General features: G+C 44.4%; 24 protein-coding genes, 1 pseudogene and 1 other annotated feature. Of the genes and pseudogenes, 5 read left to right on the top strand and 20 right to left on the bottom strand.

Annotated elements, in window-relative coordinates; genetic code table 11:
* Positions 1 to 203: 203 nt before the first annotated feature.
* From AC787_RS28630 to ilvB, 13 genes are all read right to left on the bottom strand, one after another.
* Positions 204 to 1,193: an acetylxylan esterase gene (locus tag AC787_RS28630; RefSeq protein WP_054028373.1), complete on the bottom strand. Its 990-nt coding sequence runs from the start codon at positions 1,191 to 1,193 to the stop codon at positions 204 to 206.
* A 166-nt stretch (positions 1,194 to 1,359) separates the two neighbouring features.
* Positions 1,360 to 2,067, bottom strand: a complete 708-nt coding sequence (locus AC787_RS28625) for a DNA alkylation repair protein (protein WP_054028372.1) — start codon at positions 2,065 to 2,067, stop codon at positions 1,360 to 1,362.
* Between the two features lie 147 nt (positions 2,068 to 2,214).
* The gene (locus tag AC787_RS28620; RefSeq protein WP_054028637.1) at positions 2,215 to 3,738 is read right to left on the bottom strand and encodes a leucyl aminopeptidase; all 1,524 of its coding nucleotides are present in this window, start codon (positions 3,736 to 3,738) and stop codon (positions 2,215 to 2,217) included.
* Positions 3,739 to 3,970: 232 nt separating this feature from the next.
* Positions 3,971 to 5,341 carry an ATP-binding protein gene (locus tag AC787_RS28615; protein WP_054028371.1) on the bottom strand — a complete coding sequence of 457 codons (1,371 nt, stop codon included), beginning with the start codon at positions 5,339 to 5,341 and terminating at the stop codon, positions 3,971 to 3,973.
* A 198-nt stretch (positions 5,342 to 5,539) separates the two neighbouring features.
* A complete protein-coding gene (locus AC787_RS28610) occupies positions 5,540 to 6,895 on the bottom strand; it encodes an anti-sigma factor domain-containing protein (protein ID WP_054028370.1) in 1,356 nt (451 codons plus the stop codon).
* On the bottom strand, positions 6,892 to 7,707 hold the full coding sequence (gene sigI / locus AC787_RS28605; RefSeq protein WP_054028369.1) for an RNA polymerase sigma factor SigI: 816 nt from the start codon (positions 7,705 to 7,707) through the stop codon (positions 6,892 to 6,894). The genes AC787_RS28610 and sigI overlap by 4 nt, the downstream gene beginning before the upstream one ends.
* A gap of 132 nt (positions 7,708 to 7,839) precedes the next feature.
* Positions 7,840 to 8,256, bottom strand: a complete 417-nt coding sequence (locus tag AC787_RS28600) for a hypothetical protein (protein ID WP_054028368.1) — start codon at positions 8,254 to 8,256, stop codon at positions 7,840 to 7,842.
* A gap of 474 nt (positions 8,257 to 8,730) precedes the next feature.
* Complete coding sequence (locus AC787_RS28595) at positions 8,731 to 9,279, bottom strand: peroxiredoxin (RefSeq protein WP_054028367.1); 549 nt, start codon at positions 9,277 to 9,279, stop codon at positions 8,731 to 8,733.
* A 144-nt stretch (positions 9,280 to 9,423) separates the two neighbouring features.
* Positions 9,424 to 10,503: a 3-isopropylmalate dehydrogenase gene (leuB, locus tag AC787_RS28590; RefSeq protein WP_054028366.1), complete on the bottom strand. Its 1,080-nt coding sequence runs from the start codon at positions 10,501 to 10,503 to the stop codon at positions 9,424 to 9,426.
* Positions 10,504 to 10,877: 374 nt separating this feature from the next.
* The gene (locus AC787_RS28585) at positions 10,878 to 12,422 is read right to left on the bottom strand and encodes a 2-isopropylmalate synthase (RefSeq protein WP_054028365.1); all 1,545 of its coding nucleotides are present in this window, start codon (positions 12,420 to 12,422) and stop codon (positions 10,878 to 10,880) included.
* Between the two features lie 122 nt (positions 12,423 to 12,544).
* Positions 12,545 to 13,537 (bottom strand): ketol-acid reductoisomerase, encoded by a 993-nt coding sequence (gene ilvC / locus AC787_RS28580; protein ID WP_054028364.1) that lies wholly within the window; start codon positions 13,535 to 13,537, stop codon positions 12,545 to 12,547.
* Positions 13,538 to 13,660: 123 nt separating this feature from the next.
* Positions 13,661 to 14,146 (bottom strand): acetolactate synthase small subunit, encoded by a 486-nt coding sequence (gene ilvN / locus AC787_RS28575; protein ID WP_054028363.1) that lies wholly within the window; start codon positions 14,144 to 14,146, stop codon positions 13,661 to 13,663.
* Entirely contained in the window at positions 14,143 to 15,888 is a 1,746-nt protein-coding gene (ilvB, locus tag AC787_RS28570) for a biosynthetic-type acetolactate synthase large subunit (protein ID WP_054028362.1), read from the bottom strand. The genes ilvN and ilvB overlap by 4 nt, the downstream gene beginning before the upstream one ends.
* 519 nt (positions 15,889 to 16,407) lie before the next feature.
* On the opposite strand from ilvB, the gene AC787_RS28560 reads away from it, so the two are divergent.
* Positions 16,408 to 16,908 (top strand): GNAT family N-acetyltransferase, encoded by a 501-nt coding sequence (locus tag AC787_RS28560; protein WP_082361233.1) that lies wholly within the window; start codon positions 16,408 to 16,410, stop codon positions 16,906 to 16,908.
* Between the two features lie 68 nt (positions 16,909 to 16,976).
* On the opposite strand, the pseudogene AC787_RS35470 reads toward AC787_RS28560, so the two are convergent.
* From AC787_RS35470 to AC787_RS28535, 5 genes and pseudogenes are all read right to left on the bottom strand, one after another.
* A pseudogene (locus tag AC787_RS35470) lies at positions 16,977 to 17,129 on the bottom strand (hypothetical protein); the annotation flags it as partial.
* A 407-nt stretch (positions 17,130 to 17,536) separates the two neighbouring features.
* Complete coding sequence (gene rplT / locus AC787_RS28550) at positions 17,537 to 17,896, bottom strand: 50S ribosomal protein L20 (RefSeq protein ID WP_054028358.1); 360 nt, start codon at positions 17,894 to 17,896, stop codon at positions 17,537 to 17,539.
* Positions 17,897 to 17,946: 50 nt separating this feature from the next.
* The gene (rpmI, locus tag AC787_RS28545) at positions 17,947 to 18,144 is read right to left on the bottom strand and encodes a 50S ribosomal protein L35 (protein ID WP_053374531.1); all 198 of its coding nucleotides are present in this window, start codon (positions 18,142 to 18,144) and stop codon (positions 17,947 to 17,949) included.
* A 34-nt stretch (positions 18,145 to 18,178) separates the two neighbouring features.
* On the bottom strand, positions 18,179 to 18,676 hold the full coding sequence (infC, locus tag AC787_RS28540) for a translation initiation factor IF-3 (protein WP_054028357.1): 498 nt from the start codon (positions 18,674 to 18,676) through the stop codon (positions 18,179 to 18,181).
* Positions 18,677 to 18,732: 56 nt separating this feature from the next.
* Positions 18,733 to 18,890 (bottom strand) — a sequence feature (ribosomal protein L20 leader region).
* 66 nt (positions 18,891 to 18,956) lie between these two features.
* Entirely contained in the window at positions 18,957 to 20,195 is a 1,239-nt protein-coding gene (locus AC787_RS28535; RefSeq protein ID WP_054028356.1) for a glycosyltransferase family 2 protein, read from the bottom strand.
* Between the two features lie 704 nt (positions 20,196 to 20,899).
* On the opposite strand from AC787_RS28535, the gene AC787_RS28530 reads away from it, so the two are divergent.
* On the top strand, positions 20,900 to 21,472 hold the full coding sequence (locus AC787_RS28530; protein ID WP_054028355.1) for a phosphatase PAP2 family protein: 573 nt from the start codon (positions 20,900 to 20,902) through the stop codon (positions 21,470 to 21,472).
* Here the strand turns inward: AC787_RS28530 and trmB are convergent.
* Positions 21,469 to 22,236, bottom strand: a complete 768-nt coding sequence (trmB, locus tag AC787_RS28525) for a tRNA (guanosine(46)-N7)-methyltransferase TrmB (protein ID WP_054028354.1) — start codon at positions 22,234 to 22,236, stop codon at positions 21,469 to 21,471. The genes AC787_RS28530 and trmB overlap by 4 nt on opposite strands.
* A gap of 241 nt (positions 22,237 to 22,477) precedes the next feature.
* The gene (locus AC787_RS28520; protein ID WP_054028353.1) at positions 22,478 to 22,687 is read right to left on the bottom strand and encodes a hypothetical protein; all 210 of its coding nucleotides are present in this window, start codon (positions 22,685 to 22,687) and stop codon (positions 22,478 to 22,480) included.
* A 281-nt stretch (positions 22,688 to 22,968) separates the two neighbouring features.
* Here AC787_RS28520 and AC787_RS28515 point away from each other — a divergent pair, with 281 nt between their 5' ends.
* From AC787_RS28515 to AC787_RS28505, 3 genes are read left to right on the top strand one after another with little or no spacing between them, the layout of a single operon-like run.
* On the top strand, positions 22,969 to 23,934 hold the full coding sequence (locus AC787_RS28515) for a TIGR01212 family radical SAM protein (RefSeq protein WP_054028352.1): 966 nt from the start codon (positions 22,969 to 22,971) through the stop codon (positions 23,932 to 23,934).
* Between the two features lie 6 nt (positions 23,935 to 23,940).
* Positions 23,941 to 24,534 carry a tRNA (mnm(5)s(2)U34)-methyltransferase gene (locus AC787_RS28510; RefSeq protein WP_054028351.1) on the top strand — a complete coding sequence of 198 codons (594 nt, stop codon included), beginning with the start codon at positions 23,941 to 23,943 and terminating at the stop codon, positions 24,532 to 24,534.
* A 39-nt stretch (positions 24,535 to 24,573) separates the two neighbouring features.
* On the top strand, positions 24,574 to 25,554 hold the full coding sequence (locus tag AC787_RS28505; protein ID WP_054028350.1) for a type I phosphomannose isomerase catalytic subunit: 981 nt from the start codon (positions 24,574 to 24,576) through the stop codon (positions 25,552 to 25,554).
* Positions 25,555 to 25,595: the final 41 nt, after the last annotated feature.

The raw sequence follows: 25,595 nt of genomic DNA, 5'->3' as shown, positions 1-25,595 counted from the left end.
TAATCAAGCAAACCCTATTCCCTTAACATTTAAAGGGAAAAGTAAGAAAAATGAAGATGTGTCAAGGACACAGATTAATAGCTCATATATATTTTAGTATATAGTACGCTCCCCATCCATAACCTTATTAGCATCGATATCATCCATTTCAAGCATTGATTGCCGCATTTGGACAACAAATTGAGCATTAATCCAGCACTTATTCACTCGATTGTATCAATAGGCGGCATTTCGTTATTCTTCAGCGCTTCCTGCAAAAACAAAATGGATTCTCGTGTCTGGTATTCGCTCACCTCATGCCCTGAAAACGGATAATCATTTAGCTGTTTAAGCGAGCGTATCCGGTTATAAACGGCGTAGATGGTCTCGGGCAAACATACCGTGTCTTTCCAGCCAACCGACATTAACACAGGCGCCTTAATACGTTCAGCCAAATTCAACAAATCAAAATGAGCAAGCGTAGACAACACAGAGTTAAGCCGCTCAGGATACCTTTTGATGTACTGCGCAATTTCCGTAAGCGAGCTTGTCGAATTCATAAGGCCAAAATCCATATGGCACATATTCGGAATATCAGCGACGACCGCGCTTACTTTGGAATTGAGCGCAGAAGCAAGCAAAGACAATCCGCCTCCTTGACTAGCGCCAACAACCGCAATCCGTGTTTCATCCACCTCATCCTGAAGGGCAGCTACATCTACCGCTCTAACCGCATCCATTGTAATCGCTCGGTAATAACTGCGATCAACATTTGTTATCCCTTGCGAAACCCAGCCTTTGACATCGCCTTCTTCAGACGTTAGCAAGTTACCCGTTTCGCCGCCCTGTCCTCTAGCATCAACTGCAAAAACAGCATAGCCCAGCAGCAGCCATGCGGCATAACGCTCCGGAAGTCCTTTATCACAAGTATATCCCTGAAAAATGACGACACAAGGGAGCTTCTCGCCAGTCAATCCTTGCTGAGGCAAAATGTATAACCCGTGAATTGGCGTATCATCTCCGCCTTTATAAGTTAGACGCTCTGTTCTCACAGTTGTGATAGGAGTTTCAACCGTTTGTCTGCTGACATCAAGCGGCCGCTCTGCATAGCTGTTTAATACATCTTGCCAGTATTGATTTAACTCTTCAACGTCCATCGTTGCTGATGGCCGATAAGCTAATAAATCATTTTTTCTTCTATTTATAGCATGCATATAAGTATACCCCTATTCCGCTATGTATTTTCGTTCTGACACTCAAAGAAAAATCTTCTTTGCTACTTATAATAAAAAAAGCTATCTCTAGTTTAACTCATGGAGTCAGACCAAAAATAGCTTTTTAAACTTTCGGACTTCATTATACTTTTTTTGAAAATAATATTTAGCATATACATGTTTTTTTCTTAACGCCTACTTTGCCCATGGAAACGGCTTTTTGGATATAATTAATAGCTAAAGGGACCTTGCATGCTGTATTTCCGAGATCCACATGCACCTTCCCGATGGATGAAGCAACAGCCTCTGCTACCTCACTCAGTTCTGCTACATAAATACCTACAGTAATAACGAAGCTGTTCATCGTATAACGGACTCGGTTTTGCTCATTATGAATAGTTTCCTCTATTCTTTTTAGCAATGAACGTATTTCATCTAGGCCCAGCTGCTCGTCAGGTGTAATAGATATGTAATTCGCATAAGTGTTCCAGCCGCAGATGGACACTATCTCTTCCGGTGAATCCATCCATTCTATCGCTAACTCATGGGCAAAAGGGCTTTCTGCTGCGACACCTGCTATTGTAAATTCTGCTGTAGCATACCAATAAGCTTGTTTGATCCATTGCTGAAGTGTCGCTTTGGCAATTGTTTTTGGATTAACTGTTAGTCCGGCCAAATACATGGCATCGCTATTTCCAGATTCGAACAGCTTAAGCGCTAGTTCTTGGTCTTTTTTCACAAACTTAACAAGTTTCTTCAAATCACCGATTTTCACACCGAAGAGCGGTTCCATCGCTCCATGACGTATAAAGGTCATTTTTGTTTGTTCACTACCTAATCGTTCTAACTCCCTCATTACCTCGTCATAGGTCATTAGCCAGCCCTCCACCCTCCACAAAGATCAAAAAATGAATAAAACAGTCAGCTACCAGCGAAGCGACAGCACATCATCAAGCTTTGCTAAGCAAATAAAGGAGGTGCGCTTAAAGCAGCGAACCTCCAAATACACTCTCCACATCACTTATTCTTGATGTACAATCAATTCAACTAAAGTTCTCACCATTACACCGGTAGCTCCTTTTGGCTCCCATCCTCTGCTCGAATCCAGCCATGCAGTTCCTGCGATGTCCAGATGAACCCAAGGCAATCCTTCTGCAAAATGACCGATGAACAATCCGCCAGTAATCGTACCGGCATATCTTCCGCCGCTATTTTTCAAATCTGCTGCATCACTCTTAATCTGCTTCTTATACTCCGGATAAGAAGGAAGCTGCCATATTCGCTCGCCAGCTCTCTCTGAAGCGAGCTGCACCTGCTTGTAGAGTGCGTCATTATTAGTAACTGCGCCTGTTGCTTGCGTACCCAATGCTACAGAGACAGCTCCTGTCAACGTTGCCACATCAACCAGCTTCGTTGCTCCTCTAGTGATTGCAGTCGTAAGTCCGTCTGCAAGCACTAATCTGCCTTCAGCATCCGTGTTCACAACCTCAACGGTATGACCGCTCATCATTCGCAGCACGTCTCCTGGCTTAATGGCACGGTCAGAAGGCATATTCTCAGCTGTTGGAATGACTGCGATGACGTTGATTGCAGGTTTCAGCTCTCCAATGATACGAATGGCTCCAAGTACTGCTGCCGCACCACCCATATCCGAGATCATTTCCTGCATGCCTTCCGCTCTCTTCAAGGAAATACCGCCTGTATCAAACGTAATTCCTTTTCCGATAAGTCCCCAGGCCTCTTCAGAATTCGGATTGCCTTTATAATGAATAACAATCATACGCGGCGGATTTATGCTGCCTTGACCGACACCTAACAAGCCGCCCATCCGCTGCTCAGCTGCACTCCACTCGTCAATAACTTCTATTTCCAAATCAAGCTCTCGCGCTAGCTCCTCAGCATGATGCGCTAAACGTTCAGGTGTTAGATCATTTCCGGGTAAATTAGTAAGATCTCGAGCTAAAATTACCCCTTCAACGTACAACTGACCTTTTGTTATCCCTTGCATCCATAATGCGGCTTCCTCTGCTGATGCAACTGCCCCCTGTGGTACGAACGCAACCTCTTTCAGCGTAAATCGCTCATTCTTCTCCCGTTTTAGCGGCTGACGATCATGAAGCGCGAGCAACAAGCCCTCAGTCAGCGCTTGAGCAGAAGACTCCGCTCCAATATTTGCAGTTGGTCCTTGAAGCAATGCATCAGACAGCAATACTTGAACATTCACCGCATGCAATTTTTTCAACGCTTTGGCAGCAGCCGCGGCAGCAAGCCGAAGGCTCGTTGATCCGCATTCTTGTTCAAGCCCAACAAAAACAATATGCGACGCGGGATACAATCCGAGTGTCGGCATTATTTCTATTTGCTCAGAATCCGCTTTAAACAATCCTTTAGCATAACTACCTCGAAGCGCTTCATCGATTTGAGGCTGAACAATCGGGTCAGCCGCTCCTCCTTGAACCAGTTCTTTTTTGCTGACAAAACGAACGACTGCATCCACCATTGCTTGTTCAGTGCCTCGAACCCCGTATGTAAATTGAATATTCATTATTATTTCCTCGCTTTCCAAATGGATTTACCTCACTGTATCCATTCCTTTTGAATCGTTTCAATGGCTTTTTTCAAACTCATTATACCTAAGCTCTCCGCTCTTTTCCATGTTTATAATTTTGGACTTGTCAATCAGCTATGCCTTAAGTGAAAAAGAAAAATACTCCCCGCCCGCGATAGGGGGAGAGCATTTGATTCATTTCTGCTGTGCCAATCCTTCTGTATATTCATTAAGCTAAAGGTAGAGTAAGGGTAAATTCAGTTCCCACTTCTAATTGACTATCGACACGAATCGTGCCGTTATGATTGCGGACAATTCGGTAGCTTACCGATAACCCTAGCCCTGTACCCGTTTGTTTCGTCGTAAAAAAGGGATCAAACAATCTGCTCATTGTCGCTTTGTCCATGCCTTTTCCATTATCTTTGATAATAATTTCGGCAAATTGTCCATTACCGCGCGTAACAATATCAATCAGGCCTCTTCGCTCGCTTTGGACCTCTTCAATCGCATCGAGCGAATTTTTAATGATATTCAAAATGACCTGCTTCACTTGTTTAACATCAATCGAAACGAGATGCTCTGAGCAATAACACTCTGCTTTGATCTCACAATTCCGCATCAATGCTTCGCTTTCCGTTAGAAGCACAACTTCTTTTATTAAATGATCGATAGACACCAATTGTTTCATTGGTGCTGATGGCTTGGACGAATTTAGAAATTCATAAATAATATCATTGGCCCGATCAATTTCCGTTAATATAATTCTTGCGTACTCCTCTTTGCCCACTTCCAGCAAATATGGCCGCAATAGCTGAATAAAGCCGCGAATGCTCGTTAACGGATTGCGAATTTCATGCGCTATAGCAGCTGCAATTTTCCCAAGCATCGCAAGCTTGTCATTTTGCAGTGCCGTCTGCTCGATTTGCTTATATTCAGATACATCCTTGACGCTAATTAAAAAATCACCGTCTAACTGATCACCGTATGTAACCGTTACCAATAGATGTTTACCGTCTTTGTGTTGGAACTCATAGTACCTGCTATGCATGAGAAACATTTCTTTGTAGAGCCTGAGAACGGTTCGCTTCGTGCTGCTAGTAAGCCGACGATGTCTTAAAATTTCCTTTATCGTACAACCAATCAATGTCTTGCGAGGGATGTCGAGCAGCTTGGCCATTTGCACATTAATAAACGATAAAATCCCATCGCTATCAAACAAAGCGATACCGCTATCCATATGCTGCAGTACGTTTTCGTACTTATTTTTGACCCGTTCAAAAGAGCGATTGGATCTGAAAAGCATTTCTCGCATTTCAGTAAATTTCTGTTCGGTTGATCGTTCTGGCTGCAAACGAAACCGGCAAGCTACCATGATCTCCATTAAGAAAACAAAGGAACGATTATATAATCGCACAGCCTCCTCCGAGTCAACATTCGCGGCCAAAGACTGTATGCATTCCTCATGTACGGCAATAATTTCTTCTGGATTTATTCCATAAAGCTCCTTGCCAAGCTCGTTAGCATGGAATAATGATACTTCCTTACCACTACGAATATACTCGGCAAGCGCCGGGAAATAGCGCTTTCGAATGGCCGACATCATCTACTCCTCCCCGACAACGTCTATAAATAACGGTTACAGTTACTACTAATCATAGGTCGAGTTTACAATCGCTGTCAATCGGAAATCCTGTCGAATTATGTACTCCGAGTAGGCAAAAAGTCGTCCCCTTAATCACCTAGGACTTTCGCCTACTACATTTCAATACGCCAAATTATTCATACATACAACGGAATTCTAGTCATTATTATTGCTGTTTTGACCTTTATCCCCTTTATCCTTATTCTGCTTCCAATCCTTATTATTTTTATCATCATATCGATTTTTCCAGCTTTGGTTTTCTTGCTTGTTGCGATAATTATTTTCATAATCGTTGCGGTTGCTGTAACGATCATAATTTCTATTATTATCATTACGATTTCGATTTCTATTATCGTTACGATCACGGTCATCATCATCATCGTTATTATTTCGATCATAATTTTGATTCTTGTCATTGTCTTTATCATTATTTTTGTCGTCGTTGTTGCTATCGTTTTTACGGCCGTTCGGCTGTGTTGGCTTATTTGGTTTTCCCGGAGTGGTTACCGGCTTGTTGCCCCATGTCCCGTTTTTATTGGGCTTATTTGCCCTGTTATCCTTATTTACACCGCTAACGACGGGTTTGTTTGGTTTCTCCGCTTTAACAGGCTTATTCGCTTTAGGAGTCGAAGACGGCTTACCCGCATTCGTTTTTGTCTCTTTCTTTTTCTGCTTAGCCTTCTCCTCTTTTTCCTTTGCTACCAGCTTCTTCAGCTTTTCCTTACTCTTATCTTCCGCCTTGTCTACAATGGTCTTCACTCCACCAACAGACGCCGTTGCCTTATCGATGGATTGCTGCTTCAATTGCTCTAATTCGATATTGTAGCCTTCATCTTTTGCCATCAAATATACGGCCATCTTGCCTGAGGAAATACCATTAAGAGCCGCTTCCTCACGCACCTCATTCGGCAATGACAGCGTTGTTATCGTAGCAGTTGCTGCCTCTGCCTCAAGCTGGCCGAGCAACAATTTAAGTTTCTCGTCGACTTTTCCCGTCAAAATATTCTCAAAATCGAGTTTACTCGCGAAATTGTCGTCTATTAGAACACTCGTAATAAAGATATCTTTGTTCGGAGTATCCAGATAATGTGAGCCTTTAGCCCTCTCCAAAATAGTAGCAGCTACCTCTTCCACGTGAACACCCGCATACTTGAGCCCTTTAATAATGACTTCCCCATCTTCGTTTAATGCGCGAAGCTCACGTACTTTTTCATTTTCATCTACGCCTAGCTCCACGCTTGGATTAATATCCATGCTTACATAGGCAACTACGGAATGTGAATCTCGCTGTATAAAAAATAGAAGAGGGACTAAGAAAATCAGAATTAGGGCAGCAGCGCCCCCATACCAATAAACCGACTTCTGGTTGACAGGCTTCTTATACTCATCTTCGAATGTTACTTCTTCTCCGATTTGTGTAGGTCCCTGAATAGGGGTTTGCAAAAATTGACCGTCTGCCGTCATCACAACTGCGTACTGCTTATGAATGCTCATAACGACTCCACGTTTCATTTGCTTGCCTCCTTATTCTCTACGATGCGTTCATCGGATATATGTAAATAATCATGCATGTATGGATATGTTCCAGAAATGATGAGTGCGATAGCAATGATATATTTACGATTTCTTTCCACCGTTTTGCGGGAAACTCCGCACATTTCCGTCAGCTCTTTTACAGCTAACTTATTCGTTTGCCTCAAAGAATCTAACAAGTCTGTTTCATTTACGAGCGTTTGCGCAATACCAATCAATAGCTTTCTTGAATCCGTATGCTTTGGCGAATTCTCTACCAATTCTGCAAACGATATGCCAAATCGCAAAAGCTCATTGTTAAGCTCAGTGATCTCAATCCTTCTCTCGTCCTCTGTCCGCTTCATATCAAATGCAGTCATTGCTTGTCTTGTCTCGACTGAATTGTATTGAGGCTGCTCCTCATCCTCTGAATCGAACATACTGTAAGGTATGACCTGAGAATGCCTTTGCTCTTTTCGGACATAGTCAATAAGCCGACGACGAATGACGGTTTCAGCAAATCCGAGAAATGATTTTCCAGCAGTGCTGGAAAACTGATTGATGGCTTCGTTAAAAGCGAGCAGCGCTATGCTGAATTCATCATCTCGACTCGGATCTATATACCGTTTACAAAATCGACTTGTTACTTTCATTATATAAGGTTTATAGTCTGCTATGAACTGCTCTCGCAGCAGCTCTTCACCTTGATGAATTTGAGCAACCCATTGTTCTGGAGTGAGCTTCTGCTCATCCTCTGCTGCTTTGGGAGAAACGGACTTCCGCAGAAAGCGTTTGAACAAAACAAGTAACAACCGCTCCACCTCACTATTAGTATGATTCGTTTCTGTCAGCCCGGTTTCGGGGGGTACATTCTGAGAAAATCTTCATTTATTTTAAAAAAGAAAAGCCCCCGTGAAGGAGGCTCACCATTCATGTCTAAAAAACTAAACGGAAGTACGGCGTTGACGGAGCTTATTCCTTCTGTTGTTAAGCATCCCTAGACGCTTCTTAAGTACAAGCTGCCATTCCGTATCCTCAATCTGCTTAGCAAAGCTTAGCAAATCAAGCGCCATATCGATTTGACTATAGACAACATCCATTGGATCCTCATTCTCATGGTTAACGCAATTCTCAAGCAGCGCCTTGCCTTCTTGTTCTACGTACTCCTGAAAATCAACTTCAGCAGCACCGTCGCCATGCGCATATTCGGCTAGTATCTCATATTCATTCTCAATTAAATAATGAATATCTACACGGTGACAGACAGGACAAAACATAATGGGCACATTATGAATATGCGTCCGAATATGCTTTAGTGTACCTTTTGTTCCAATCATACTAGCTCCACAGCAAAAACTCATTGACGACTCCTCCTTAGAGGTTTGCGAATGCAAACCTTACTTCGTAAGCATCAACTGAGGTTTGCGAATGCAAACCTTACTTCGTAAGCATCAACTGAGGTTTGCGAATGCAAACCTTACTTCGTAAGCATCAACTGAGGTTTGCGAATGCAAACCTTACTTCGTAAGCATCAACTGAGGTTTGCGAATGCAAACCTTACTTCGTAAGCATCAACTGAGGTTTGCGAATGCAAACCTTACTTCGTAAGCATCAACTGAGGTTTGCGAATGCAAACCTATCTTCGTAAGCATCATCTATGGTTTGCGTAAACAAACCTATCATTTCTTATTATCTGTCGCTAAGTATACCATATTCGCTCTGCATGGACGAAATTCCTGCTTTCTCCTCATATTATCCGCCTCGCTATGTAAACAAAAAACAAAACCCGCACCATTAGATGGCACGGGTTTTGGAAAACTACGATACGAAATTTATTATTTCGATACCAAAGTTTGTTGACCTGGTTTCCAGTTGATTGGGCAAAGACCACCGGATTGCAAAGCTTGCAATACGCGAAGAGTTTCATCTACGCTGCGGCCAACGTTGTTGTGGTTAACAACTTGATATTGTACTTCGCCTTCTGGATTGATGATGAATAGGCCGCGAAGAGCGATACCTTCTTCTTCAATCAATACACCGTAGTCACGAGCTACGCTTTTCGTAATATCAGCAGCAAGAGGGAATTCTAGTTGGCCTAGACCGTTATCGTTAACCGGCGTGTTGATCCAAGCACGGTGACTATGTTTGCTATCAATGCTGACACCAAGAATTTCAGTATTCAAGTTTTTGAACTCAGCTGCAGCCATGCTAAGTGCAGTAATTTCAGTTGGACAAACAAATGTGAAATCTAGTGGGTAGAAGAACAATACCAACCATTTTCCTTTATAGTCTGCAAGTGATGCTGTACCGAAATCTTTACCGTCACCTGTTGCTGTTTCCATTGTAAAATCAGGGGCCTGGCGGCCTACCAAACGTTCTGCCATAATAGAAAACCTCCTTGACCTATCCATAAATTTTATTGTTTATGTGACTTTATCTGTGTCACTCACCTAGTAAATACTATCACTAGTTTATAACGAAGTCAATATTATAATGAATATTTATTTATAATCATTATAATCTAAAAACTATTTTCTAAGAGCTGCTACGATCAAATCGCCCATTTCTGTCGTTCCAATTGCTTTGCTCTTATCAACAGCAATATCACCTGTACGGTGGCCTGCATCAAGAACTTCTTTTACCGCAGCTTCAATTGCTGCAGCAGCCTCGTGATAACCAAATGTAAGACGGAACATAAGCGCTACAGACAAGATTGTTGCAATTGGGTTAGAGATGCCTTGACCCGCGATGTCAGGAGCTGAACCATGTACGGGTTCATACAAACCAAAGCTTCCTTCGCCTAGCGATGCAGATGAGAGCATTCCGATCGAGCCAGTCAACATTGCAGCTTCATCACTAAGAATGTCGCCGAACATATTTTCCGTTACGATTACGTCAAAGCTCGAAGGACGGCGAAGCAGTTGCATCGCACAGTTATCAACAAGCACGTGCTCTAGCTCTACCTCTGGGTATTCAGGAGCGATCCGGTTTACAACTTCACGCCATAGACGGGATGTCTCTAGAACGTTAGCTTTATCAACCGAAGCAAGACGTTTGCCGCGAGTCATAGCGATATCGAATGCTTGACGAACGATGCGCTCGATTTCTTGCACGTTGTATACGCAAGTATCAACCGCTTCTTCGCCGCCAGCGCCTTCGCGACGGAATTTCTCGCCAAAGTAAATACCGCCAGTCAATTCACGAACAACGATAAGGTCTGTGCCTTCAAGAACTTCTGGCTTCAGTGTCGAAGCTTCTTTCAAGCAATCGAACACTGTTGCTGGACGAATGTTCGAGAAAAGGCCGAGTGCTTTACGAATGCCGAGCAAGCCTGTTTCTGGACGAAGTTCCTTGGAGTTGTTGTCCCATTTCGGACCGCCTACTGCGCCAAGCAATACCGCATCTGCGCCTTTGCAAAGCTCAAGTGTTTCTTGCGGCAACGGTGTGCCTTTCTCGTCGATTGCAATACCACCGAACAAGCCGTGCTCCGTTTCGAATTTGTAGCCGTAAAGCTCTTCGGTTTTTTTGAGTACTTTAAGAGCTTCGCCAACAACCTCAGGGCCGATACCGTCGCCGGCAATAACTGCAATTTTTTTAACTTCTGACATAATAATGTAACACTCCTCGTTTTCAGTTAAACTTGTCCATTCAACGTTTTCAAAAATATAAGAATTTATAAGTTTGTTAGCTTATAAAGGGCTTATATTTCACCGTCAAAGCTACTTCAGCGTCCAAAGGACGCCAAAGGCGTTTTTGCTTGGCGAAACCTGTTGAAAAATGCAAGTCTACACATTCATTCTCATTCTATTATCATTTGTACCATAAAAACGAGTTGATTACCAAGATATAAAATCTATTTACTCTATAGGCTGTAACTATAAGATGCATGATTATCCCTTTTTTAAAACTATATCTATAAAATAACAAAAAAACAGCCCGCCATTTGGTTAAATCGTGGCGAACTGCTTTTCGTAATACTTAATTAAATTAGACTCATCTTATCACGACGACCCGGCGACTTGCGTTTCTCGATCAAGCGGTTAAGCGCATCGATATAAGCGCGCGCGCTCGCCTCAAGGATGTCCGTGCTTAGTCCGCGCCCTTGAGCAGAAACTTCATCCTGCTTCAGAACAACGTGAACCTCGCCTTGTGCATCCTTTCCTTGCGATACCGATTTGATCGAATAATCTTCAAGCTCCACAGCTTCCTGAGTTACCTTGTCGATAGCGTTATAGATAGCATCCACGGAACCGTTGCCGATTGCCGCTTCATCAATGACCTCGCCCTCAGCTTTACGAATCCGAACGGATGCGCTTGGCGTAGAATGATTGCCATAACTTACTTGGATCATCTCTAAGCTAAATACTTCAGGTGTATCAATAAGCTTCTCTTCAAGCAAAGCAAGAATATCCTCATCGCTAACCGTTTTCTTGCGATCTGCCAAATCTTTAAATTTAGCAAAAGCAGCATTAACGGCTACTTCCTCAAGCTCATAACCTAGGTCAATCAGCTTCTCACGGAACGCATGGCGTCCTGAATGCTTGCCAAGCACCAGCTTGGATTCCTTCAGACCGATCGTATCCGGTGAAATAATTTCATACGTTGTTTTTTCTTTCAACATACCATCCTGATGAATACCAGATTCATGCGCGAACGCATTGGCACCAACAATAGCTTTGTTGCCTGGAACAACCATACCGGTCAGCTTGCTGACAAGGCGGCTCGTCTTGGCGATTTCCTTCAGGTTCAGCGTCGTTTGGGCACCGAAGTAATCCGGACGTGTTGCAAGCGCCATTGCGATCTCTTCGATCGCTGTATTGCCTGCGCGCTCACCGATACCGTTAATCGTTCCCTCAACTTGATCCGCACCGTTCAAGATCGCTGCCAGCGAGTTTGCTGTCGCCATGCCGAGATCATTGTGACAATGCGCGCTCAGCTGAATTTTCTCGATATTCGGTACATTTTCTTTCAATACTTTGAAGATATTACCAAATTCCTGCGGGTTCATATAACCGACAGTATCCGGAATATTTACGACCGTTGCTCCTGCCTTGATCGCCATTTCAACGACCTGACACAGAAAGTCCAGCTCTGTACGTCCTGCATCCTCTGCTGAGAATTCAACTTTGTCAAAATATTGCTTTGCATACCGAATGGCACGTTCCGCTGTTTCAAGCACCTGCTCCTTCTCCATCCGCAGCTTATGTTTGCGGTGAATTGGGCTCGTAGCTAGAAAAACGTGAATACACGGATCCTGTGCGCCGATAAGCGCTTCACGAACAGCATCGATATCCTGCTCACGCGAGCGTGACAGACCGATAACTGTAGCATTTTTAACTGCTCTCGCTACCGCATTAACTGCAGCAAGGTCTCCTGGAGACGCAGCAGGGAAGCCAGCTTCCATGCGGTCCACTCCCAGCCTTTCAAGCTGAAGGGCAATCTCTACCTTTTCCTTCGTGTTCAGGTTTACACCTGGAGATTGCTCTCCGTCACGAAGCGTTGTATCGAAAACATATATTTTCCGCATTTGTGCAATGCACCTCCGTGAACAAAATGATCCCGGTGCGCGCTTGGACCACATGGCGATACTACGTGCTCATCGTCAAACGATCCGGCGAACCGGGATATTTTCCTTCATTCTATCTTATATTACTTCTTGATCCAGTGCATCAATTCACGAAGCTGTGCGCCTGTTTGCTCGATTGGGTGAGCTGCTTCATTACGGCGTGTAGCTGTAAGCATAGCACGGTTCGATTGGTTTTCCAAGATGAAGTCACGAGCGAAACGACCGGATTGGATATCTTCCAATACGCGTTTCATTTCTTTCTTCGTTTCTTCTGTTACGATACGAGGACCCGTTACATAGTCGCCGTATTCTGCAGTGTTGGAGATGGAATCGCGCATCGACGAAATTCCGCCTTCATACATCATGTCAACGATCAATTTAAGTTCGTGCAAGCACTCGAAGTAAGCCATTTCTGGAGCGTAGCCAGCTTCAACAAGCGTTTCAAAACCTGCTTTAACTAGTGCGGAAGCACCGCCGCAAAGAACAGCTTGCTCACCGAACAAATCTGTTTCTGTTTCTTCTTTGAAAGAAGTTTCGATAACGCCTGCACGAGTACAGCCAATACCTTTAGCATATGCAAGGCCGATAGCTTTAGCATTGCCAGTAGCATCTTGCTCGATTGCGATTAGTCCAGGAACGCCAAATCCCTCTTGGTACGTACGGCGAACCATGTGACCAGGAGATTTTGGAGCAACTAGGAATACGTCTGTATCTGCGTTAGGAACGATTTGGCCATAGTGAATGTTGAAGCCGTGGGAGAACATAAGTGCCGCGCCTTTTTTCAAGTTAGGAGCGATTTCTTCTGTGTATACTTTTGCTTGTGTTTCGTCAGGAAGCAAAATTTGTACAACGTCAGCCACTTTAGTTGCTTCAGCAACTGTAAGTACTTCGAAACCATCTTTTTTAGCAACGTCTGCGGATTTACCAGGACGAAGACCAATAACTACTTTCAAGCCGCTATCGCGAAGATTTTGTGCTTGAGCGTGACCTTGGCTGCCGTAACCGATAACTGCGATTGTTTTACCTTGTAGTACGCCTTGATCAGCGTCTTTTTCATAGTACATTGTAACTGCCATATTAATAATTGCCTCCTTTAGTTTAACCCTTTTGAGCGGGTGTTTAAGCAGAGAATGACCCTTAAGCAGCGGTTCTCCCCTTAAACTCCCGCTCAAAGCGGGATGTTGAATGTTGAGCTCTTACTACTTGGAATTGCCTCTGTTCAATGCCGTTACTCCCGTACGCGACAATTCACGAATGCCATATGGTTTAAGCAATTCAACCATGGCATCAATTTTTTCTGTGTCTCCGACTACTTGTACCATAAGAGAATGAGTGCCAATGTCCACAACCGCTGCGCGGAAAGTTTCAACTACACCTAAAATTTCTGGACGAGATGCTGGCTCTGCATTGACTTTAATAAGTGCAAGCTCGCGTGCAACCATCGGATTTGAGCTAAGATCAATAACCTTGATAACGTCAATCAGCTTATACAGCTGTTTCGTTACTTGCTCGAGCGTATGATCATCACCAGAGGTGACGATGACCATACGCGACAAGCCTGCTTCTTCGCTCGAACCAACTGTAATGCTTTCAATATTGAAGCCGCGGCGTCCGAACAAACCTGATACGCGTTGTAGAACGCCGGGCTGATCATTTACGATTACTGCGATCGTGTGTTTTTTCATTCCGCATCCCCCATGATCATTTCGTCGATGGTGCTTCCTTGCGCTACCATTGGGTACACGTTCTCATCTTTGCGAACGACGAACTCAACGACTGCTGGACCTGGATGGCGTAATGCTTCTTCCCATGCGGCGCGTGCTTCTTCTTTGTTCGTTGCGCGGAAGCCTTTAACGCCGTAAGCCTCTGACAGCTTAACAAAGTCGGGGCTGCCTGAGAGATCAATATGACTGTAGCGGTTATCATAGATAAGCTCCTGCCACTGCCTTACCATACCGAGCACCTGATTATTGATGATTACTACCTTAACCGGAATGTTGTTAATTGCGCAAATCGCAAGCTCTTGCGCGCACATTTGCATTCCGCCGTCACCATTAATGGAAACGACTACGCGATCCGGATTCGCCATTTGAGCGCCGATAGCAGAAGGGAATCCGAAGCCCATCGTACCTAGTCCACCGGAAGTAACCCATGAACGAGGCTTGTTAAACTTGTAATACTGCGCAGCCCACATTTGATGTTGGCCAACGTCAGTTGTTACAATGGCATCGCCATCCGTTGTCTCATGGATTAGCTCTATAACCCACTGCGGCTTCAGTTCAACGTCAGAATCCTTATAGCTGAACGGATATTGCTCACAAGAAGCTTTGAGCTTCGCACGCCAATCGTCAGCTTTATCTGCACGTTTCGCTAGCTTATTAACAATCTCAAGAACAGTCTTAACATCACCAACGATCGGGATATCTGTTGGTACATTTTTACCGATTTCCGCAGGATCGATATCGATGTGTACGATTTTCGCAAGTGGAGCAAAGCCCGCAAGCTTGCCGGTCACGCGGTCATCGAAGCGAGCGCCAATATTAATTAGCAAATCTGCACTTTGAATCGATTTATTAGCCGTATATGTGCCATGCATGCCTGGCATGCCTAGGAATAAATCATTGCCGCTTGGAAAAGCTCCCAAACCAAGCAATGTTGTTGTAATTGGAATTTGAGTTTTTGTAACGAATTCGAACAGCTCTTCATGTCCGCCTGAGTAAACAACACCGCCGCCTGCTAGAATTAGCGGGCGCTCCGCTTGTTCAATCGCCTTAATCAGCTTATCCACTTGATTTTTGTTAGGCGTCACCGTCGGGTTGTAACCACGGATGCTCACTTCTGTTACCGGCTTGAACAATGTCTTAGCCGCTGAGATGTCCTTCGGAATATCGATCAATACTGGACCTTTGCGCCCCGTGTTGGCGATATGGAACGCTTCGTGGATAATACGAGGCAAATCCTCAACATCGCGAACCAAGTAGCTGTGTTTGGTGATTGGCATTGTAATTCCTGTAATATCTGCCTCTTGGAAAGCATCGCTGCCAATCAGACTGGAGATGACATTACCAGTAATAACAACTAGTGGTACGGAATCCATATATGCAGTTGCAATTCCCGTAACGAGGTTTGTAGCACCAGGACCTGATGTAGCGATACAAACGCCTACTTTGCCGCTTGCGCGGGCATAACCGTCTGCTGCGTGAATCGCGCCTTGCTCGTGCCGTGTAAGTAAATGATTGAAATCGGGGTTTCCGTGCATCGCGTCATAAATGTACAACACTGCTCCACCTGGATAGCCGAACACACAATCTACACCCTCAAGCAATAGACTTCTTAGCAAAATTTCCGAACCAGATATAACCTCGGGCTTCGAGAGTCTTTCCTTCATTTCCTCTTTTGACTTCAGTGTTGCACCTTGCGTTATCATCAGTCATCCTCCTCTCAGAAAAAACAAAAAAACCTTTCGTTCCTCATGCTTCAATACGAAGCAACGAGGGACGAAAGGTATATCTTCCGTGGTACCACCCAAATTCGTTATACATCTCCCGATATATAACCTCTACAAGTAAGAACGTCATACATATACGTTCTACCAATGGCACTGTAACGCTTGCCCTGCGATTCCCCCTAATAGGCAACTTCGTAAGTTGTTGCTTTTCAAGGAAACAGCTCCGAGGTGAGCTCGTAGAAAAGGGATTTTGGCGATGGTTGCAGCTGATCCATCCGCTCTCTGTTCAAAAGGGCCCTAAGCACTTCGTCCTCATCAATGCTGATTTTGTATTTACCACATGGTACGAATACCAGTACGTGGTAGATAAGACTTTCCTTATTATATGCCGTGAATCTCCGTTCGTCAAGAACCATAAATAACTCTTGTTATAAAATGTATTAGGCGCAATCCTTCACTGCGTTACATATACTAGTTTAGCCCTAATGCGGCAAATTCATGCTGCGTCAAAGATCAATTCGGCGCAGTAGAAATGGAATGATGAGTATGATTCGAATTTATGAGCCCAGATTGGATGAAGCCGAAGTCGTTCGCCTCATTCGTAAAGAGCTTATCCCCTTATCCCATACGGTGCATCAACATGATGCGCAAACGATTCGAGAACTCCCTAAGCGTTTTAGGCGCGGCGTTACTTTTGTTGCATCCTTATCTAAAAAAAGCCCTCCTGTATCCTTCATTCATTTTGAAGTGATCGGTGAGGTGCTTTATTTAGATATGATGGTCACGCATCCTGATCACCGAAATAGACAGTGGGGAAGAAAATTAATGGCTCATAGCGAGGCTTACGGCAAGACGCAGAATTGCAAGGTTGCCAGGCTGTTTGTCGATCAAGTTAATGGTAAAGCACATCAACTCTATAGCAAGCTTGGTTACTATACCGTCCACTACTATCCTGAACTGCGCTGCTACGAATTACTTAAACCGCTCCCCCCGCTATGATTACTTAACTGCCATTAAAAACCGTTATAACCTTGGTTTCCATATCCGCCATTGCCACCATAACCACCATTGCCACCATTACCACCATAACCACCATTACCATAACCACCGTAGTTGCCATTGCCGTATTGGTTAAAATTGTTGTTGCAGCAATTGCCGCCACCGTAGCCACCACCAAAGCCACCGCCAAAACCACCGCCCCATAAAGGAAGCGTGCCGATTGCAAGAAGGTCAAACAATACGAGAGGCAAGATTGCTTTCGTTTGCACGAACTTACCTTTGTCTTTGTCAAGTGGAACGATAATTAGTTTATTTTGGTGTATCCGAACGAGCTTGCCAGTGACGACAGAGCCGTCTGGACGTACAGCATAAATGGATTTGCCGACCAGTTTCCGTATTTGTTGCTTGGAAACGTTATGCATGCGAAATCCCTCCTTTCCCGTTGTCCTACAGCATATTCGCGGCGAACGGCAACCGTCTGTATATTTGTCCACTGATCCTATAAATGTGCATATGTCGGTTCAAAGGGCAATTTCTTACTATCACGGCATGATCCTCGATTACGCAAAAAGGCTGTCCAAAAATCATCGTATAGATGACTTGGACAGCCCTTATATGTTGTCAACGACTAAGCGTTGATTTTTTCTTTTGCAATGCCTGCAAGCGAATTAAACGAAGTCATATCGTTAACTGCAAGGTCAGCAAGGATTTTGCGGTTTACTTCTACGCCCGCAAGTTTCAAGCCGTGCATAAATTTGTTGTACGAAAGTCCGTTAATACGAGCTGCCGCGTTAATACGAACGATCCACAGTCTGCGGATGTCACGTTTTTTGTTGCGACGGTCACGGTAAGCGTACATTAGGGACTTACCAACTTGCTCCTTCGCTGTTTTAAACAGACGATGTTTCGAACCGAAATAACCTTTAGCTAGCTTTAGAATTCTTTTGCGACGACGAGTGCGGACAAATCCGCCTTTAACTCTTGCCATGAGTGGAAACCTCCTGTAGGTTGAATTAGCTTATTTGGTGTAGCTTATTATTACAAGTTAGAAAGGCCTTGTTTCAAACGACGAACATCGCCAGCAGCCATAAGCGGTTGGCCAGCAAGTACGCGTTTTTGACGACCGGATTTGTGTGAAAGCAAGTGGTTACGGTAAGCTTTGTAACGTTTTACTTTACCAGTTCCAGTAATTTTAAAGCGGTCTTTCAGACTGCTGTGAGTTTTCATCTTAGGCATATCAGTTATCCTCCTTAAAGTTCTTCATCAGTAGTTAGCTGTTGGTTTTGGGTGCCAAAATCATAATCATGCTCCGGCCTTCCAGCTTAGGAGCGCGCTCAACGCTGCATAATTCGGCAACCTCTTTTGAAAGACGATCCAAAATCTTTTGGCCTAGAGATGCATGAGCAATCTCACGACCGCGGAATCTTACGGATGCTTTCACTTTATCGCCTTCACCTAGAAACTTAACTACGTTACGATATTTCGTTTGGTAGTCATTTTCATCAATGTTAGCACGGAACCAAACTTCTTTAAGATCAACGATCTTTTGGTTTTTGCGTGCTTCTTTTTCTTTCTTCTGCTGCTCATAACGGAATTTCCCGTAGTCCATGATGCGGCATACCGGCGGTTTAGCCGTCGGAGCGACGTTCACCAGGTCCAAATTAAGCTCGACAGCAAGCTGCATAGCATCGCGAATGGATTTAATACCGATTTGCTCGCCTTCAGCGCCGACTAAACGCACTTCTCTGGCCCGGATTTCATCATTGATTTGATGTTCTCTGCTAATAACGTGCCACCTCCAAAAATGGTTTGTTCATGTCTCCACGCAATAAAAAAATGCGGGTTCGCTCGAACCCGCATCTCATAACCGTACATGTATGTCAGAACATTATTTCAGTTGAAATAATGGAATGACTAATCGATTATCGCGAACCAGCCAGCCTGAGCCGAAAGGTGAGAAGCGGGTGCTTCTACTTGTGCGTATTAAGTTAGTTGTAAATGTTACCGTGTTACTATACCATGGCCTACAAAGCCTTGTCAACAACCTATTACACTTGCTTGCTTTGAACTTCTTCAAGCCTAATGACACGTGTATGCTGGGTATGGCTCCACTTTTTATTGTTTTGCGTGAAAAATGCATGCACGGTTATCGGCCACCATGACAAGGTGAACAATAAAAAGGTCGGTATACGCAAATACAGCTTCCACGAAACTTTAGCCATATACATGGATAAAGGTATTTGCACAAAGATATATGCCATATACGGAATGCTTAACCAAATCGGAAGCAGGTTGTACACGGAGGTGACGTTGTCTCCGCCTGACAGCAGGATGTCTCCCCAAATAATCGCTGCAATAAAAAATCCAGCCAAATAATTATAAGCATTGAACACATAAAGGGCAGCATCAATCTTCGTCATGCTGCGATCCTTGATCCCCTGCCAGAGCAGAGGCAGCATATATTTACGAGTAACATCAAAGTGGCCTTGCATCCAGCGAAGCCTTTGGCGAGCTGATGCTTGGAACGTAATGGGCTTCTCGTCGAACACCTTTGCCTCAAAGTTGAACTTCGGATAAATCCCGCGTTTAATGCAGCGGATTGTAAATTCTAAATCCTCAACCAAGCTTGTTGCTCCCCAGCCCATTTCCTGAAGCAGTTTGGCATCAAAGCACATCCCTGTTCCACCTAGGAAATTTGCAAGGCCAAGATTTGTCCGCGGAAGCTGCCAAAGCCGGTTGCAGAACCAGTAGTTGATCGCATTAGCAGAACTAACCCAAGAGTCATTTGGATTTTTGGTATCCAAGTAGCCTTGAATAACTCTGAATCCATTGCTCAAATCATTATTCATATACTGCAAGAAATCAGTAGCTACAAGATTATCTGCATCAAAGATCGCAACGCCATCGTAGCTCTTTGGCATATTCCACAACTCTTTAAGCATCCATTCAACTGCATACCCCTTACCGCGTTGGTTTGGGTTTTCACGAACACATGCGTATACTCCATCGTAGCTATTTACAACATCGACTGTGCCATCGGTGCAATTATCGCAAATTACAAAAATATCATAAAGCTCCCGTGGATATTTCATTTTTTGCAGGTTTTCAATCAGTGCGCCAACAACCTGCTCTTCGTTATGAGCGGCGATCAGCAATGCGAATGTTTTTTTCGGTGCATGGGAAAGATCTTCTTTTTTACGTCGCCATCCGAAAAACGTTAAAAACAGCTGATACACGCCTAGCACTGCAAAAAGAATTTGAACTACAAACATAATCGTATTGAACATGCGGCATTACCCCTTTAGACCCCATTTTTTTTGCTTTTTTCAGCATCCACCCGTGACTGCCGTAAGCTTTTTATTATATATTTTCTCTTTGTATGAGTGTTTCTCTGCAAACACTCTCGGATCTTAATTGATTCTCCACAGAAACAACTTCTTTGTCAAAAGTTGAATTAGTCTTCATTAGGCTTAATCTCGGCAGAAAAACGCTTGCATTGCTCACGAATGAATACATTACCTCCTTTTACGACGACTTAGCCTTATTTTCAACCAATTACTAAGTTTTTAGCACTAACGTCCTTATTTACGTTAAAATGTGTGAAAATGTTTCTTAATTCGAAATGGGTCTATGTGACGAACAGGTGAACGAGCTTTTTCGTTCCGACACCTTTTGCGGTTTCGACATGATCTGTCATAACGGCGAGGAATTTGTCCATTACAGTTTTACCATCAAATACACATTATTAAACAGTAATTTGAAATCAATATTTATACCCTTTATTTGGAGCGAAAAAAGGCTATCAATTCGCGTATGATAGCGCATTCGCATCAGACAGGACCCATGAACAGTAAGTTAGTGATATAATACTTACTTATCCTTAATATAGGGACAAGAAATAGTTTACGCTCAGCGAACAAAAACATGCTAAAATTAAGTCTGGAAATGATAAAAGTTTTAGGAGTAAGCCACCGTTAGGAGGATGACAGCGATGGAACGAATGATAGGCTGGCTGAAAACGAGTGAGCAAAGATTATTAATTTGGGCAAACCGGAGACCTTCAGGGAGAAAGAGATATCGATTTCTGGGGAAATGGTTAAGCACGGTCACACATATGGGCGGCGCAACCTTTACGCTGGCAACCGCCCTTATATATGCACTACTTGCACCTGCTCCTTGGAGCCTTACTGGCTGGCAATGCTTGACTGCGGTCGTCATAAGTCATTTGCCAGTAGCAATCGTAAAACGTAAATTCAAACGTCTTCGACCTTATCAAGCTTTGCCTGATGTTAATACAGGTCATAAGCCACTGGTTGATTCTTCTTTTCCATCAGGGCACACAACAGCGATCTTCGCATGGCTAGTCCCTATTTTGCTGACTAGCGGTATATGGATGACTCTGCTGGTGCCACTTGCCATAATAATTGGACTATCCGTTGGATGGTCAAGAATGTATCTAGGGCTTCATTACCCATCTGATGTTGCAGCTGGCGCACTTATCGGAACGGTAACTGCTTTGGCAGTCAACTATTCTTGGGTCTCATCCGCAGCAGGACTAAATTAATTATCTTCGTCATCAGAATCATGCGCTACGGATTCACTTGCCTCTGCTTCTTCTATAAGAGACTTCTCATGCTTCGCTTCACGATGCTTCCGGATTGCTTCGGAGCCGATTACGGCTTCAACACGATAAATATTTTGTCCTTTTTCCATAAACTTCATCTCATATTCAGTAAACACAAGGTCCTCTCGAGGGCCTTCTTTGTGTAAATGAAGCGAAATATTGCGCATAATAAGCTCCATTTCCGCGAAGCTGTTCAATGAAAATTCAAACAAAGATTGTGAATCCGTCTTAAAATGGATCTCTCCGCGCTCGTTGAGCAGCTCAATGTACTTAGCAACAAGCCTTGGGTGAGTTAGTCTTCGGCGCGCATGCTTGGCCTTTGGCCATGGATCGCTGAAATTTAGATGGACGCGCTCAAGCTCACCTGGCGCAAACATAGTCTCGATTCCTTCGATATTAGCGCGAAGCAGCGCGAGATTTGGCGGATGAGACTCCCCTTTTTGCTCCCATACGATGCGTGCCTTCTCGCTTGCGCGGCGCAGAAGCTCATCATACATGTCGACACCAATAAAATTGATGTGCGGGTATCTGGCGCTCATTTGGCTAATAAAACGGCCCTTACCCATGCCAAGCTCTACATATATAGGCTGGTCGTTGCCAAAAAACTCACGCCACTTTCCTTTGTGCGGCGCAGCATCAAGCACGACTAGCTCTGGCTGTCCCTCTAGACTTTCACGAATACCTTTTCTTCCTCTTAAACGCATATGCAGTGATTCCTCCATTTATCGTAGACGATGCAACGAATAGACTAGTCCTTATTGTGCCCAAGAATGTGAGCAATGTAAAGAGGAATGGAGAAGCATAATTACCTTTCTTCACCCTTTACATAAAATTTCTTACTGTACAAGAAAATACCCACTGACCATTTCCGTCTCTTTATAGAAAAAAGCCGCAGCCAATTATCGGCGATGCGGCTTACTTATCGTGTATTCGAATGTATAGTTGTTAGAGCAAAAGCTGATAATCTATCGGAGCATTCTCTTTCTGATCGCGCTCGTACGTTTCCACTAATACTTCATTCAACTTCTTGCGAGCGGAAATTTCTACACCATGGTTATTGTGAAAACGGACGCCTGTAAGCGCCATCAATTCTTTTACAGTTAGCTCTACAGTTACGGTATCGTCGCCGTGCGGGATTTTGGTTACATTATTCATCTCTAATCACCTCATCGATTTATTATAAGAGTATTTCCATCTAATCGACGTTTCATGAATGCAGGTGCAATTGGGCTATGTCAGGTTTATTTGTTGTTTTGTCGCACTTTTAATATAACACTTCATGTAAGGTTAAGCAAGTCTAAAAACACCCATTTCAAAAATATTTTCCAATTAAAGCGTTTTCCGAACATTCTATATCCATTTGCATAACAAACGTGGCTTTTCCTCTCGTTTTTCGCTAAAATATAGGGTGTACGTCTTGAAAGTAGGGGAAAACGATGATTCAATTATCAACATCCCAACAGCAGCAGCCGATGCTCTGGGGCGATAAACGATTTCATACATGGAATTTCGAAATGCGGGAGCAGTTCGGAGGCAAGGTATTCAAGGTCATGCTTGATGCCGGCTTTACTTGCCCGAACCGCGACGGCTCAATTGCGAAGGGCGGCTGTACATTTTGCAGCGCTCGCGGCTCTGGTGATTTCGCAGGCAGTAGACGGGACGACCTCGTTACACAATTCAATAATATACGGGACCGTCAGCATCAGAAATGGCAAGATGCGCAGTATATCGGATATTTCCAAGCTTATACGAATACATATGCGCCCGTTGAAGAGCTGCGTGAATATTATGAAGTAATTTTGCAGCAGCCAGGCGTTGTCGGCTTGTCGATAGCAACCCGTCCCGACTGTTTACCTGATGACGTTGTCGATTATTTGGCTGAGCTTAATGAGCGAACCTACCTTTGGGTGGAGATGGGACTTCAAACCGTCCATGAATCCACTTCAGAGCTCATAAACCGGGCACATGACACGGCCTGCTATCTCGATGCCGTAAAGCGTCTTCGTGCCCGCGGCATTCGCGTATGTACGCATATCATTTACGGCCTACCACAGGAAACGCATGAAATGATGCTTGATACGGGTCGTGCCGTTGCCAGGATGGATGTCCAAGGCATTAAAATTCATTTGCTTCATCTCATGCGGAAGACACCTATGGTGCGTCAGTACGAGGCTGGTTTGCTTCAATTTCTCGAGCAGGATGAATATGTGAAATTGATTGTTGATACACTTGAGTTTCTGCCGCCAGAAATGATCGTCCATCGACTTACTGGCGATGCGCCGCGTGACCTGTTGATGGGTCCGATGTGGAGCTCAAAGAAATGGGAAGTGCTGAATGCATTTGACGCCGAGCTGAAACGCCGCAATACATGGCAAGGCAAGCTATGGCAGCAGGAGGTTTAGCAAAAAATGGGTTTTCTTTCTGTCTTAAGCATGGCTCACAAATGGATCAATGAGCGTACTTCACCTGGTGACGTCGTCATTGATGCTACTGCTGGCGGCGGTGTAGATACACTGGCACTTGCAGAGCTTGTTGGGCCTAATGGCACTGTATATGCCTTTGATATCCAACAAGAGGCGCTAGATCGCACGCAATTGAGACTTTCTTCACTGAGAGATAATAATAAACTTCCCGATATAAGACTTGTGCTGAGCAATCACGCAAGTATGGCTGAGTCTGTTGATCCCTCTGTTATTGGGCAAGTCTCAGCCGTAATGTTCAACCTCGGTTATTTGCCGGGAAGCGATGATCTCACGATCATAACCGAGCCTGCAACGACACTGGCCGCGCTCGATGCAGCTGTCATGCTGCTGCGTCCTGGTGGTATCGTAACCTGCGTATTGTATCCAGGGCATCCTGGAGGGGCTGAGGAAGCCTACTCCGTAGAGTCTTGGGCAGAACAGCTTCCTCAAAGCTTAGCGCAGACAGTCATCTACCGTCAGACACAGCGCAAGTCAGCACCATATCTCATAGCAGCAGAGAAGCGTCCGTATACACGTTAACATTTGAACTGCATACTACTTACATAGGAGAGATGAATAATGACAGTAAAACCTTATCCATTACAATTTAAAGCAGAAATGAAAGAGCGTATCTGGGGTGGACGGGCATTAGAGGGCTTTGGTCTTGAAATGCCTGATGGCTCGATTGGCGAAGGCTGGATGATCAGTGATCACCCTAATGGAATTACAAAAGTAATGAACGGTGAGCTAGCTGGCGTTGGTCTTGACCAAATCCGTGAAACTTATGGTCCCATTTGGTTCGGCACACAAGGCTTTTCCGAGAAAAACGGACGTTTCCCGCTCCTAATCAAGCTGCTCGATTGCAATGATGACTTATCCATTCAAGTACATCCAACAGATGTATACGAAGGGCTTCCTGAAGGCGAGCTTGGCAAAACAGAAATGTGGTACATTCTCGACGCTAAGCCGGGTGCAAAAATCATCTACGGCCTAAAAGACGGCATCGATCGTTCTGCGATGGAATCAGCAATTGCAGAAGGCCGCATTATGGACGCACTTCAAGAAGTACCCGTAGAAGCTGGGGATGCGTTCTACATTCCAGCGGGTACGGTTCATGCCCTCTGCTCCGGTGTTGTTGTAGCTGAGATCCAGCAAAACTCCGACACCACTTATCGCTTGCATGACTATGATCGCCCAGGACTTGACGGTCAAATGCGCGAGCTTCATATCGAAGATTCCCTTAACGTCATTGCCTATGAAGGCGCAGGCGCAAAGCGGATGAAAACAGATAACGCGGTAGCTGGTGAGTGGCTGACAATCGCTTCATCCCCTTACTTCATCGTTGAGAAAGGTATCGTAGCCGCGCCTTGGAAGTTGTCCACGTCGCTTGATAGCTTCGTTATCCTTGTTGTAGCTGATGGAGAAGGAGTAATGAAATGGGCAGATGGCGAGCAGTCCGTTAAAGCCGGCGAGTGCTTCCTTCTTCCCGCTAACCTTGGCGACTATGAGCTTTCGGGCAGCATGACTGTTCTTCGCAGCATTGTCCCTGCTTCTGTTTAAATTCATTTTCAAATCAATAAAAAAAGAACCTCCAAACCCGC

The organism is Bacillus sp. FJAT-28004, from assembly GCF_001280845.1.
GTDB lineage: Bacteria > Bacillota > Bacilli > Paenibacillales > Paenibacillaceae > Pristimantibacillus.
This window is presented reverse-complemented; position numbering and strand designations above follow the sequence as displayed.

Excerpts from the sequence above, each read along its gene's own strand:
- AC787_RS28630 (WP_054028373.1), bottom strand. The coding sequence starts at position 1,193 with ATGCATGCTATAAATAGAAGAAAAAATGATTTATTAGCTTATCGGCCA.
- AC787_RS28625 (WP_054028372.1), bottom strand. The coding sequence starts at position 2,067 with ATGACCTATGACGAGGTAATGAGGGAGTTAGAACGATTAGGTAGTGAA.
- AC787_RS28620 (WP_054028637.1), bottom strand. The coding sequence starts at position 3,738 with ATGAATATTCAATTTACATACGGGGTTCGAGGCACTGAACAAGCAATG.
- AC787_RS28615 (WP_054028371.1), bottom strand. The coding sequence starts at position 5,341 with ATGTCGGCCATTCGAAAGCGCTATTTCCCGGCGCTTGCCGAGTATATT.
- AC787_RS28610 (WP_054028370.1), bottom strand. The coding sequence starts at position 6,895 with ATGAAACGTGGAGTCGTTATGAGCATTCATAAGCAGTACGCAGTTGTG.
- AC787_RS28600 (WP_054028368.1), bottom strand. The coding sequence starts at position 8,256 with ATGAGTTTTTGCTGTGGAGCTAGTATGATTGGAACAAAAGGTACACTA.
- AC787_RS28595 (WP_054028367.1), bottom strand. The coding sequence starts at position 9,279 with ATGGCAGAACGTTTGGTAGGCCGCCAGGCCCCTGATTTTACAATGGAA.
- leuB (WP_054028366.1), bottom strand. The coding sequence starts at position 10,503 with ATGTCAGAAGTTAAAAAAATTGCAGTTATTGCCGGCGACGGTATCGGC.
- AC787_RS28585 (WP_054028365.1), bottom strand. The coding sequence starts at position 12,422 with ATGCGGAAAATATATGTTTTCGATACAACGCTTCGTGACGGAGAGCAA.
- ilvC (WP_054028364.1), bottom strand. The coding sequence starts at position 13,537 with ATGGCAGTTACAATGTACTATGAAAAAGACGCTGATCAAGGCGTACTA.
- ilvN (WP_054028363.1), bottom strand. The coding sequence starts at position 14,146 with ATGAAAAAACACACGATCGCAGTAATCGTAAATGATCAGCCCGGCGTT.
- ilvB (WP_054028362.1), bottom strand. The coding sequence starts at position 15,888 with ATGATAACGCAAGGTGCAACACTGAAGTCAAAAGAGGAAATGAAGGAA.
- AC787_RS28560 (WP_082361233.1), top strand. The coding sequence starts at position 16,408 with ATGCTGCGTCAAAGATCAATTCGGCGCAGTAGAAATGGAATGATGAGT.
- rplT (WP_054028358.1), bottom strand. The coding sequence starts at position 17,896 with ATGGCAAGAGTTAAAGGCGGATTTGTCCGCACTCGTCGTCGCAAAAGA.
- rpmI (WP_053374531.1), bottom strand. The coding sequence starts at position 18,144 with ATGCCTAAGATGAAAACTCACAGCAGTCTGAAAGACCGCTTTAAAATT.
- AC787_RS28535 (WP_054028356.1), bottom strand. The coding sequence starts at position 20,195 with ATGTTCAATACGATTATGTTTGTAGTTCAAATTCTTTTTGCAGTGCTA.
- AC787_RS28530 (WP_054028355.1), top strand. The coding sequence starts at position 20,900 with ATGGAACGAATGATAGGCTGGCTGAAAACGAGTGAGCAAAGATTATTA.
- trmB (WP_054028354.1), bottom strand. The coding sequence starts at position 22,236 with ATGCGTTTAAGAGGAAGAAAAGGTATTCGTGAAAGTCTAGAGGGACAG.
- AC787_RS28520 (WP_054028353.1), bottom strand. The coding sequence starts at position 22,687 with ATGAATAATGTAACCAAAATCCCGCACGGCGACGATACCGTAACTGTA.
- AC787_RS28515 (WP_054028352.1), top strand. The coding sequence starts at position 22,969 with ATGATTCAATTATCAACATCCCAACAGCAGCAGCCGATGCTCTGGGGC.
- AC787_RS28510 (WP_054028351.1), top strand. The coding sequence starts at position 23,941 with ATGGGTTTTCTTTCTGTCTTAAGCATGGCTCACAAATGGATCAATGAG.
- AC787_RS28505 (WP_054028350.1), top strand. The coding sequence starts at position 24,574 with ATGACAGTAAAACCTTATCCATTACAATTTAAAGCAGAAATGAAAGAG.